Genomic DNA, 11869 nt, shown 5'->3' on the forward strand with positions numbered 1-11869 from the left:
AGATTGCTGATTTGAACTATTGAGCTGTCCATCATCTTTGATGTTTATATACCCAGTCCAGCTCAGGATTTGGAGTTTTCTCATCGGCAAAACTCTACGTCTGGACTTGGAGTTGGGTTATACCCCCGACGGCAGCGCTCAAATGTGGTGCCAAATGCAGTCTTGCAGCGGTTAATTTCAGCCCGACTGATTTGACCTAACTAATTTGAATCGATGGCTAATTTTGCGGCGTCAAATTAGCCACCAGCTCCTGATCAAGCCCCCATCGCAAACTTCTTCCCAATCGGGATTCTCCTATGACTGCCCTTGAAGCCTCCCCAACCAAACTCAGTACCCTGGTGCTAACGGCTCCCCTGTCGGGACAGATGGTGCCCCTCGAAACGGTGCCCGACCCGGTCTTTGCCCAAAAAATGGTGGGCGATGGCGTGTCTATAGACCCGCTCAGTCAGGTGCTGCTGGCCCCCTGCGATGGTGAGATTGTGCAGCTGCACAGTGCCCACCATGCGGTGACGATCAAAACCGCCGAGGGCGTTGAGGTGTTGATGCACATTGGCCTCGATACGGTGGCCCTGAGGGGAGAAGGATTTTTACCTAAGGTTAACGTGGGAGACAGGGTTAGAACCGGCGACATGCTGATTGAGTTTGACGCCGACTATGTAGCCCTGCACGCCCGCAGCCTGCTGACCCAGGTTGTGATCACCAACAGCGATCGCGTGGCCGAGTTTAAACCCGCCAGCGGTTTGGTCAACGCCGCTCGCGACTCGGTGCTGGAGCTGGTGCTGGCCACAGGCACGGCGGCTGGAGACGAGGCAACCGGCGGGGCAACGGTGACCTCTCAAGCCATCATTATTCCTAACCCGGTGGGTCTGCACGCGCGGCCTGCGGCGGTGCTAACTCAGCTGGCGAAAAAGTATCAGTCGAGGGTTCGCATTCATCGCGGCAGCGACAGCGCCAATGTGCGCAGCGTAGTGGCCATTTTGGGCCTAGAGATTGGCCGGGGCGACACGGTGACCCTAGAGGCCACGGGAACCGATGCCGGGGCCGCGATCGCCGAACTCGAAGCCGCCGTTCGCAATGGTTTGGGCGAAGCGGGCGCAGTGCCCATGACTACCGCCGCCGCCAGCATTGCCCAGGCCGAGATCTCGGCTCCAGCCCCTCGGCCCAAGAGCGATGACCCCAACATTATTTTGGGCGTAGCGGCTTCGCCTGGGGTGGCGGTTGGCAACACCTATCGTCAGCGGCGGCAGGAGATTCATGTAGAAGCAGCGGGCGACAGCCCCCGCGAGGAGCATCGCAAGCTCGACCAGGCCATCGACCAGGCCATGCTGGAGATCGAGAGTCTGCGGGCCAAGGTGCACGGTCAGGGCGACCCCAGCAAAGCCGCCATCTTCGCTGCCCACCAGGAGCTGCTGGAGGACCCGGAGCTGTTGGAAATGGCCGCTAGCGCGATCGACAAGGGCAAAAGTGCGGCCTTTGCCTGGCAGCAGACCTACACCGCCCAGGCCAACCAGCTAGCCCAGCTCAAGAGCGAGCTGCTGGCCCAGCGAGCGAATGATTTGCGGGACGTGGGCGATCGCGTACTGCGCCTGCTCACTGGGGTAACAGCAGAAACCCTGGTCTTGCCCGCCAACACCCTGCTGCTGGCCGAAGACCTCACACCTTCGGATATGGCCAACCTCGATCCAACACGGGTAGTGGGCTTTGCCACGGTGGCGGGTGGAGCGACCTCCCACGTGGCGATTTTGGCCCGGTCGATGGGCATACCGGCGATCGCAGGCGTCGAACCCCGCATCCTTGATTTAGCTGACGGCACTCCAGTCATTCTCGATGGCACCAGAGGACGCATGACGCTCAATGCCTCGGTGGCCGAGCTAGAGCAAACCCAGGCCCGCATTGCCCGCCAAAAGGCCAAGCAGGCGCAGGATCTAGAGCAGGCCTTTGAACTGGCAACCACCCAAGACGGGCGACAGGTTGAGGTAGTTGCCAACATCGGCAGCCAAAAAGATGCCGAAGAGTCGCTCAAGGTGGGCGGCGAGGGGGTGGGTCTGCTGCGGACAGAGTTTATCTTTATGGAGGCCAGTTCTGCCCCCACCGAAGCGGAGCAGGAAGTCATCTACGCCGATATTTTGCGGGTGCTGGGCCGCGATCGCCCCATGATTATTCGCACGCTAGATGTGGGCGGCGATAAGCCCCTGCCCTACCTGGCCATGGCCCACGAAGAAAATCCTTTCCTGGGCGAGCGAGGCATTCGCCTGGGCTTCGATCGCCCCGAGCTGCTGCGCACCCAGTTTCGCGCCATTCTCAAAGCCTCCGTCGCTGGCAAAGCGCGGGTGATGTTCCCCATGATTGCCCGTTTGGAGGAGCTAGAGATGGCCAAGGCGGTGATGGAAGAGGAGCGCCAAAAGCTGAGTGTACCCGCGATCGAAATTGGCATTATGGTCGAGGTGCCTGCGGCGGCCGTGTCTGCGGAGCGCTTTGCCCAGCACGTTGACTTCTTTTCCATTGGCACCAACGACCTCACCCAGTACACCCTGGCGATGGATCGCGGCCACCCCAAGCTGGCCCCCTACGTGGATGCCCTCAACCCCAGCGTGCTGCGGATGATCGACCTCACCGTGCAAGGGGCCGAGAAGCACGGTAAATGNSTGNSRSKTMTRCRSMKSYGWSGCKGSCGACNNMSCYAGNMRGTKMMSRTCNTGCTGGGGCTGGGGGTAAAAGAATTGAGCGTTAGCGTGCCGGTAATTCCGGCGGTGAAGGCCCAGGTGCGATCGCTGAGCTTTGCCCACTGTCAGGAACTAGCGCAACAGGCGCTAAACCTAGATTCGGCGGCTCAGGTGCGCGATCTGGTTCCCCTAGATGAGCTGTAGGGTGCGTTCGGCGGCAGGGGTTATGCCTGGTGTGGTTCCACCCCGCCCCGCCAATGCACCATCGAGAGTCCAGAGAGAGGACTCACACCGTAGGGTAGGCACTGCCCACCATGAACCATGCAGTATTCAAATCAATTGCTTGAGGGAAAGTGCGGCGCATAACTGGGGATGAAAGCCAAGTCTACTGCTGGGGCCATTTCGCTGGCCCCAGACCCCCGACTTCGTGCGTCCTTCGGCCTACGACCAGGGACGTCGCCCCTACTGGGGCGCAACAAACATTGGCCGCCCTGGACCCGACGTAAAGGATGTATTGCTCATCGGTTTAAACCTCTAGTTGGATCATGAGCCTGTTAGCAGCACGAGATCCTAAGGTTCTCAACCCCTCACCCCATCATCACTCCGCTAACTCCCTACCCATCTACCCCCTACCCATCCACCCCCTACCCATCTACCCCCCTATGAACATCAAAGAGACCTGGAACCACGCCTTCGGGCTGCTGCAAAAAATGGGGAAGTCGCTCATGCTTCCCGTGTCGGTGCTGCCGGTGGCGGGGCTGCTGCTGGGCCTGGGCAGTGCCCGCCTGATCGAGCTTCAGCAGATTGAGCAGGGCATTCTTAGCGACCCCAAGTTTTGGTGGCTGCCGGAGTGGTTGGCGGCCATTATGAAAAGCTCGGGGGACGCGATTTTTGCCAGTCTGCCGCTAATTTTTGCGATCGCCGTGGCGATCGGCTACACCGGCAACGATGGCGTTTCGGCCCTGGCCGCTACCGTGGGCCTGATGGTGTTTCTCGCCACCTTGGGTACCGTCGCCGTCGGTATGGGGTTAGAGACCAAGGCTGTACTCGGCATCCCAACGCTGGATACGGGGGTGTTTGGGGGTTTGATCATGGGCTGCATTGCGGCCTATATGTTCAACAAATTCTTTCGCATTAGCCTGCCACGCTACCTGGGGTTCTTTGCAGGCAAACGGTTTGTGCCCATCATCACAGCCTTTGCCGCCATCCTCACCGGGCTGGTGATGAGCGTGATCTGGCCGCCGATCGGGGCTGGCATCAATAGCTTTGCCCAGGCGGCGGCGGAGGGCGGCAACGTGCCCCTGACCGTGGCCCTCTACGGCTTTATCGAGCGCCTGCTGATTCCCTTTGGCCTGCACCACGTGTGGAACGTGCCCTTTTTCTTTGAAATTGGCTCATTTCAGGACCCAATTACGGGAGAAACCGTGCGGGGCGATATTGCTCGCTTCTTTGCAGGCGACCCAACGGCGGGCATTTTGGGCGGGGCGTACTGGTTTAAGATGTTTGGTCTGCCGGCAGCGGCGATCGCCATTTGGCACAGCGCCAAACCCAAAAACCGTAAGCAGGTTGGTGGCCTAATGATTTCGGCGGCCCTCACCTCGTTCCTAACCGGCATTACCGAACCGATCGAGTTTTCCTTCCTGTTTGTCGCCCCCCAGCTGTTCGCCATTCACGCCGTGCTGGCGGGGTTTGCCGACTGGCTGTTTGTCACCCTAGGCGGACGCATGGGCTTTACCTTCTCCCACGGGCTAATCGACTTTGTGCTGTTCAACGGTTTGGGCACGCGGGTGTGGCTCATCCCGGCCCTGGCTCCGGTGTTTGTGGCGCTGTACTACTTCATCTTTCGCTTTGCCATTCGGCAGTTCAACCTCATGACCCCAGGCCGCGAAGAGGATGTCGATGTTGATGAAACCACCGCTGCGATCACGGGAGACAAAGCCGAAATGGCCAAAGCCCTGGTGCTGGCCTTTGGCGGTCGCAGCAACATCAAAAACCTGGATGCCTGCATTACTCGCCTGCGGGTTACCGTCGACGACATTGCCAAGGTCAACGTGCCCCGGCTCAAGGCGCTGGGGGCTTCGGGCGTGCTGCAGATGGGCCAAAATGCCCAGGCCATTTTTGGCCCCCAGTCTGACAACCTTAAAACCGATATGGCCGACTACCTCAAAACCGCAGGCCCCGAAGCCGACGCGGTAGAGGTACCCGCCGAGGGCTTTGTGGATCAAACCTCTGCCGACCTGGCCAAAATTCCCCCCGATCCGCAGGCGGCTGAAAAAGCGACGGCGATGGTTGCGGCTCTGGGCGGTGCTGACAACATTCGTACCATTGATGCTGTGGCCCTCACCCGGCTGCGGGTCGAGGTCACTGACCCCGCGACAGTCGATGAAACTGCCCTTCAATCCGCTGGAGTGCAGGGCATGATGCGGCTACAGCAGGACGTTCTGCATCTGGTTACGGGTCTCAACGCCGAGCAGTACGCTGCTGAAATCGTCAAGCACTTGACCGCTCGGGTTTAGGGCGCGTCATCAATTCTGGCCAAAAGCCTCGTGTTACAAGCCTTGCCACGTTCGACCCCAAAAACAGGCTAGGGGCTGTAATCCCTAATTTGTCGGCATTCAGCAGCTAATCAGCTAATCAATATAGCCGTCGCCACAATGGTGAGGACGTTTTCGTAGGTAGCCTATGGGCGATGGCTATACGCTAGTTCGCTGTCCCAGGCTTGGCTACGGGCGATCAGCATTGTCCTAGCGAACTAGCCAGCGCTATAACAGCCACCTAGAATTGCGGCTTCAGAATGTGCCAAATAGCCACAAAAAACCCCAGCCGTCCAAAGCTGGGGTTGTAGGTTAAATGGCTAATTCAACGATTTGATTTAAGGTTTTGATTTAAAGGTTTGATTTATGAGAATGCGTTAGCGCTGGCTTTGCCCTAGCAACTTCTTTTACCCATCAGTTTTTGTCCACAGGGATCAGTCAGTGAACTGTGACATTGTCAACGCTGCATAAAGTGTATGTTAGCTCAACATAGCCTGCCGTTACAAAGACTACGGTTAAATAAATCAAAAAAACAGCTCCGTTAGGTTCTGGCTATCGTTGAAGTAGCAGGCAACAGCTATCGACATTTGGAGTTTACAGGGAAAGCTGCGGTAGCATTTGTGTACTGTTCGGTGGCCAATTGTTACAGCTCGATGTGAGCAAAACTCTTAGCGAATTTCGCGGGCGGCGTTGTAGTTTTTTTCGTTGGCCTGGACCGACTTGTACAAATTTACTATCGGATTTGGGTAGTCAACACCGATATTTACCCCAAAGCGCTTTTGCTCCACGGGCTGAAGTTTCCAGGGTTCATGCACTTTTGCGGCAGGAATATTCTTCAACTCAGGCAGCCAGTGTTTGACGTAGAGGCCCTCGGGGTCGTAATCCTTCGCCTGTTTTGGAATGTTGAAATAGCGAAACCCCCGCGCGTCATTGCCAACTCCGGCGGTATAGTTCCAGTTGCCGTAGTTGCTGCACACGTCGTGGTCAATTAGCAGTGACTCAAACCACTCGGCCCCCATGCGCCAGTCAATGCCCAAATTTTTGGTTAAAAAGCTGGCCACATTTTGGCGGCCCCGGTTTGACATAAACCCAGAGCAGGCTAGCTCGCGCATGTTGGCATCGACTAGGGGAAAACCTGTTTCGCCATTGCGCCAGGCGTCAAAGCGCGTCCAGTCCTGTTTCCAATCGATCTGTAATCCTCGCAGGCCAGAGGGATAAAACACGCGATCGCCGTGTTTGGCGCAGATAAAGCGAAAGTAGTCGCGCCACAGCAGCTCAAAGATTAGCCAGTAGGTGGAGTCGTTGCGAATGCGATCAGCTTCGTAGTCCTGCACGGTTTCGTACACCCGCCGGGGCGACAGGCAGCCCAGCGCCAGCCAGGCCGAGAGCTTGGCCGAATAGTTGGCCCCCACCATGCCGTTGCGGGTTTGCTTGTAGGTCTTGAGGCAGTCGGCTTCCCACACGTAGTGGTTGAGGCGAGCTAAGCCAGCGGTTTCACCCCCCGCGAAGCTCAGTACAGCGCGGCTATCGGGGGTCGGGGGCTCAAGGCCAAAATCGGCTAGCGTTGGCATGGGGCCGGGCTCGACTGGGGGCAGCGGCGGCAGTTTGGCAGGGGTAGGCAGGGATACATCTACAATGCTGTGCTGCTCTACTTTTTTGCGAAACTGAGTAAATACCTCGGGCAGACGAGCGATCGCAAAGGGCAGGTTGTCGGGATGGTAAAGAGTGGCCCCCCAGTACACCTCGCTCGAGCACCCCTGCGCCGCCAGCTTGCTCTCTAGGGCCTGCTCGACCCGCCGTTCTTCAGCGGTAACTTCCTCATGCCAGTAGACGGTTTCAACGCCGTGGGTCTTGACCAAATCTGGAATAATATCCTCGGGTTTGCCGACCCGGACGACGAGATCGCTGCCCAGCGATTGCAGCGATCGCCGCAAATCGGCCACACTCTCCAGCAAAAACTGCGCCCGGTAGGCTCCCGTTTTGGCAAAGCCAAAGGATGTCTGACCAAACTGGCGCGGGTCAAAGCAGTAGAGCGGCACAATCGGGCTTCCGGCCCGCAGAGCCTCGTCCAGGGGTTGATGGTCGTGGAGGCGGAGATCGTTGCGGAACCAGACGAGGGTGGACATAGACGGAGTAGGTGAGTGAAGAAGTAGCCAGAACCCCAGGCTTTAATGTAGACAGGCCCCAGGGAAACCCCGCAGTGGCCGATATCCGTTGAGCATGGGGTGCTTTATTAAGTATTCTAAAGAACTATTACCCCCCACGCAGGAGACTGGCATTTATGGCAATTCAGGTTGGCGATGCGGCCCCCGATTTTACGCTGCCTAACCAAGCGGGCGAACAGGTTACACTGAGCAGCTTTCGGGGCCAAAAGGCAGTGGTGCTATACTTCTATCCCAAAGACGACACCCCCGGCTGCACGGTAGAATCGTGCTCGTTTCGCGACAGCTACGAAGACTTTGTCGCGGCGGGCGCTGAGGTGATTGGCATTAGCAGCGACTCGCCCGACTCGCACCGGGCCTTTGCCAGCAAACACAACCTCCCCTTTACCCTGGTCAGCGATGCTGGGTCGACGGTGCGGAAGGCCTATGGGGTACCTGCTACCCTGGGGCTACTGCCGGGGCGAGTGACCTACGTGATCGATCAAGAGGGCACAGTGCGCCACATCTTTAATTCGCAGTTCAACCCCAAAGGCCATGTGGCCGAAGCTATGGGCATTTTGAAAACTTTACCAGCAGCTTGATATGGAACTTCAGCCCCACCACAGCGATTTTGTCACCTGCCTGACGGCCCTAGAGGAGGCGATCGCTGGCCTCTGGTACCCAAGTGAAACCGATGCCCCCCTGGCGATCGCCATCTATGCCGACCCTAACCTAGACGCCACAACCCTGGGCAAGCAGCTCGGCACCAATGCTGACACCTTCGAGCACCGGCCGGCTGACGAATTCTTTCGGCGTATATTTGACAATTTTTACTGGAGTACTCCCCAAGGAGGCAATCTAACCCAGCGGTATAAGCACCTGCAAGACGTGCTGCAGACGCACCTGCAGGATCTAAATTTTTACCGGGTGGGAACGGTAGACGTGAATCTGTACGTGCTGGGCCATCACCCCAGCGGCTGCTATGTCGGCGTCTACACCCACATGATCGAAACTTAGAAGACGGTCGCCGTGTTATGCCTTACCCGCTTAGATTGATAGCCTGGGTGGGTGAGGAAGAAGTAGGGCAATGAAGAACTCACTGAGGGGCGTAGCCCCAGGGTCGTAACCCTGCAATAGGGCAATCCAAAATCTAAAATCCCCAATCCAAAATCTTTTGCCTGAGATATTTTATCCTGGTCACTCCGCCCAGATGACGGTAGCCTATCGGTAGAAATCGAGGCAAAAATCCATGGCTTTTCAAACCCCGGACTGGGTGAAGCACGCTGTCTTCTACCAGATCTTTCCCGATCGGTTTGCCCGTACCCAGCGGCATCTCGATCACCCCGCCATGGCCGTAACCCTGGAACCCTGGGAAACCCTTCCGACCCCCTTTGGCTACAAGGGTGGTGACCTGTGGGGCATTGCTGAGCAGCTCGACTACCTAGTAGATCTAGGGGTGACTGCCATTTATATGACGCCGATTTTTCAGTCGGCCTGCAACCATCGTTACCACACCCACGACTACTACCAGGTCGATCCGCTGCTGGGGGGAAACCCAGCCTTCTTTGACCTGCTGGAGGCAGCCCACGCCAAAGACATTAAAGTGGTGCTTGACGGCGTGTTCAACCACTGCAGTCGCGGCTTTTTCTTCTTTAACGACATTCTTGAAAACGGCCCCAACTCCCCGTGGCTGGAGTGGTTTGAGGTCGAGGGCTGGCCCCTGTCGGCCTACGATGGGGCTCTGCCCGCCAACTACAGAAGCTGGGTCGACAACCGGGCGCTGCCCACCTTTAAGCACGACCACCCGGCGGTGCGCGAGTACCTGATGCGGGTGGGCGAGTACTGGGTGCGCCAGGGCATCGACGGCTGGCGGCTGGATGTGCCTTTTGAGGTGAAAACCGAAGGGTTTTGGCAGGAGTTTCGCGATCGCATCAAGGCGATCAACCCCGAGGCCTACATTGTGGGCGAGGTGTGGACCGACGCTCGCGAGTGGCTCGACGGCACCCAGTTTGACGGGGTGATGAACTACTTGTTCACCGGGCCAACCATCGCCTTTACGGCGGGCGATCGCGTTCGTATGGACCTGGTGGAAAAGCCCCACTACTACCCCTACCCCGCCCTGGATGCGGCTGGCTATGCCGACCAAATTCGGCACCTGCTGGAGCTTTACCCCTGGGAGATTCAGCTCACCCAGCTCAACCTGCTCTCTAGCCACGATGTCGCCCGTATTTACTCAGTTGTGGGTGAAGACGACGCCAGCATGGTGCTCTCAACCCTGCTGCTGTTTACCTTCCCAGGTGCGCCCAGCATCTACTACGGCGATGAAGTGGGCCTGCCGGGCGAGCTTGACCCCGACTGCCGCCGCACCTTTCCGCCCGAAAAAGAGTGGCACCAGGACATGCTCAAAATTCACCGCAAGCTGATTGCCCTGCGCCACCGCTACCCGGCCCTGCACACGGGCACCTACGAGGTGCTGCACGCCGAGGGCATGGGCTATGTCTTTAGCCGCAGCCTGGGGGGCGATCGCGTCATTGTGGCGTTGAATCCCGGCGATCAGGATACAGTTACCCTATCCGCCGATGCCCTCACCCCAGCGGTCAAGTCTGCCGAGCAGGTCTTCGCCTACCACGGCGCGACCTGGGGCAGCGACAGCCTGACGCTGCCCCCCCGCTCAGCTCTGGTCGTAACCGCAGCGTAACCAGGCAGGCTTAACCCGAAATGATGAGCTAGCGACATGAGAGGTACTAGCTTTGCCGCCTAGGGGATAGATCACCCACAGGTGCACTTTCCTATCCCCTTACCTTCCCCAGTGCCTACCCCTCAGAACGGCGCTGGCGAATTTTGGCGATAAAAAACTCCTCCAGGGTCGGACGGGTTTGCTGCAGCGCAATCAGGTTTGCCCCCGCCACCGGAATCTGCTTGGCAAAGTCGTAGGGGTCGCCTTTGATCTGGCCGCGCCAGAGGTCGCCCTGCACAGTCATCTGGTCGAGCCAGGGCTCAAGCTCAGCCGTGCGCCCGCCGCGCCCTTTGACGACGTATTGGTTGGCGGTGCCCAGCAGGTCGTCGAGGCTGCCTTTGGCAATCAGCTCGCCCTGGTCAAGAATGGCAATGCGATCGCAAATCACCTCCACATCTGACAAAATGTGGCTGTTGAAAAAGATCGTTTTGCCCTCCCGCTTCAGGGCCAAAATAATCTCGCGCACCTGAAACCGTCCGGTGGGGTCAAGCCCCGACATCGGTTCATCTAAAAACACCACGTCGGGGTCGTTGATGAGGGCCTGGGCCATGCCCACCCGCTGCACCATACCCTTTGAGTACTGGCGCAGCTGCTTCTTTTTGGCAGCGGCCTGCGATAGCCCCACCAGGTCGAGCAGTTCGGTAATGCGGCGCTGCTGGGCCGCCCGCGAGAGGCCAAATAGCCCAGCGGTGTACTGCAAAAACTCCCAGCCGGTCAAAAAATCGTAGAAGTAGGCATTTTCTGGCAGATAGCCAATCCGCTGCTTGACGGCGCTCTCGCCCAGGGGATGACCCAGCAGCGTGGCGCTACCGGCGGTGGGGCGAATGATGCCCAGCAAAATTTTCAGCAGGGTTGTTTTACCCGCTCCGTTGGGGCCGAGCAGCCCAAAGGTTTCGCCCTGGTAAACGTTGAGGGTGCAGTTTTGCAGCGAGGTGACCTTTTGGTTGAGCCAAAACCCGGTGCGATAGGCCTTGGTTAACCCCTGGGTCTGCACTACAGCGGAGCGATTGTCTGGCAGACGGTTGTCTAGCTGGGTAGGATCATTCGGCAACAATGGAGCGCTCATAGAAACCGTGCGAAGACCAAATAGACGACAATCATTAAAAGACTCATCCTTAGAATACCCTTCGAAAACCTCTCCCCTGCCAGGGGCCAATTTAGCTCCCGTTGTGCCAGGCTAAGTACATGAACCTGGTGCCTCCAGTCTGTAGCGTTAAGCGCCTGTAGCGTTAGGGCAGGTCTCGCAGGAACTACGCTGAGCTCAGGTCTCATTCACTCCTCAAATCGATAAGTTGCTCTATGGATCGCTTCAAGCTAGATCGTTCAAAACTGGTAGCGGTAATTACGGGGGTAATCTCTCTGCTGCTAGCGGTTGGTTATCTTGTGCTAGTTCAAATTCTGGACTTTCGCGGCGACATGGTGCCTGCCCCCCTGTCTACATTAGTAGGGTTACTGGATCCAGCCTTGGCCCTCATGACCTAAACCTTACCGAGGGCTTTGAAGAGGTGGCAGCAGGGGTTGAGTGGTCTGTCGGCCCTGGTCCTAAGAGTGGCAGGGGAAATGTCAGGGCAGCCGTTGCTGGGTTAAGCCTAGGTAATCGGATACCTCTATTGGTATTCTAGATTGCGCCTAGACAGTCCTCTTTAGGATTGGCCTCTTTTAGGATGAGGAGGTACTGCTGTCTGTTTCACCGTTGTTTTACTGCTGCAAAAGTTCTGGCTATGGTGCCGCTTGAGCCACGAGCAAGTCTGCTGCCCCCAATTTCTCTCTTCTCTGAGCTGAAAGTTTGGCGGT

Annotated in this window: 6 protein-coding genes and 1 pseudogene; 5 read left to right on the forward strand and 2 right to left on the reverse strand. The window is 57.7% G+C overall.

Annotated elements, in window-relative coordinates; genetic code table 11:
• Positions 1–296: 296 nt before the first annotated feature.
• Positions 297–2867 (forward strand): annotated as a pseudogene (gene ptsP, locus IQ265_RS18955) (phosphoenolpyruvate--protein phosphotransferase).
• Between the two features lie 458 nt (positions 2868–3325).
• Positions 3326–5179 (forward strand): glucose-specific PTS transporter subunit IIBC, encoded by a 1854-nt coding sequence (gene ptsG, locus IQ265_RS18960; protein ID WP_194056435.1) that lies wholly within the window; start codon positions 3326–3328, stop codon positions 5177–5179.
• 686 nt (positions 5180–5865) lie between these two features.
• Here ptsG and IQ265_RS18965 read toward each other — a convergent pair.
• Entirely contained in the window at positions 5866–7323 is a 1458-nt protein-coding gene (locus IQ265_RS18965; protein ID WP_194056437.1) for a DASH family cryptochrome, read from the reverse strand.
• Positions 7324–7478: 155 nt separating this feature from the next.
• On the opposite strand from IQ265_RS18965, the gene IQ265_RS18970 reads away from it, so the two are divergent.
• The 3 genes from IQ265_RS18970 (at position 7479) to IQ265_RS18980 (ending at position 10036) form a co-directional block, all read left to right on the forward strand.
• Positions 7479–7940 carry a peroxiredoxin gene (locus IQ265_RS18970; protein ID WP_194056440.1) on the forward strand — a complete coding sequence of 154 codons (462 nt, stop codon included), beginning with the start codon at positions 7479–7481 and terminating at the stop codon, positions 7938–7940.
• A gap of 1 nt (position 7941) precedes the next feature.
• Positions 7942–8355 carry a nuclease A inhibitor family protein gene (locus IQ265_RS18975; RefSeq protein ID WP_194056442.1) on the forward strand — a complete coding sequence of 138 codons (414 nt, stop codon included), beginning with the start codon at positions 7942–7944 and terminating at the stop codon, positions 8353–8355.
• A gap of 232 nt (positions 8356–8587) precedes the next feature.
• Positions 8588–10036, forward strand: coding sequence for a glycoside hydrolase family 13 protein (locus IQ265_RS18980; protein WP_194056444.1), 1449 nt, complete (start codon positions 8588–8590; stop codon positions 10034–10036).
• 115 nt (positions 10037–10151) lie between these two features.
• Here the strand turns inward: IQ265_RS18980 and IQ265_RS18985 are convergent, their stop codons facing one another.
• Positions 10152–11141 (reverse strand): ABC transporter ATP-binding protein, encoded by a 990-nt coding sequence (locus IQ265_RS18985; RefSeq protein WP_194056446.1) that lies wholly within the window; start codon positions 11139–11141, stop codon positions 10152–10154.
• Positions 11142–11869 lie beyond the last annotated feature (728 nt).

It is taken from the genome of Nodosilinea sp. LEGE 06152 (assembly GCF_015207525.1).
In the GTDB taxonomy this organism is placed as follows: domain Bacteria; phylum Cyanobacteriota; class Cyanobacteriia; order Phormidesmidales; family Phormidesmidaceae; genus Nodosilinea.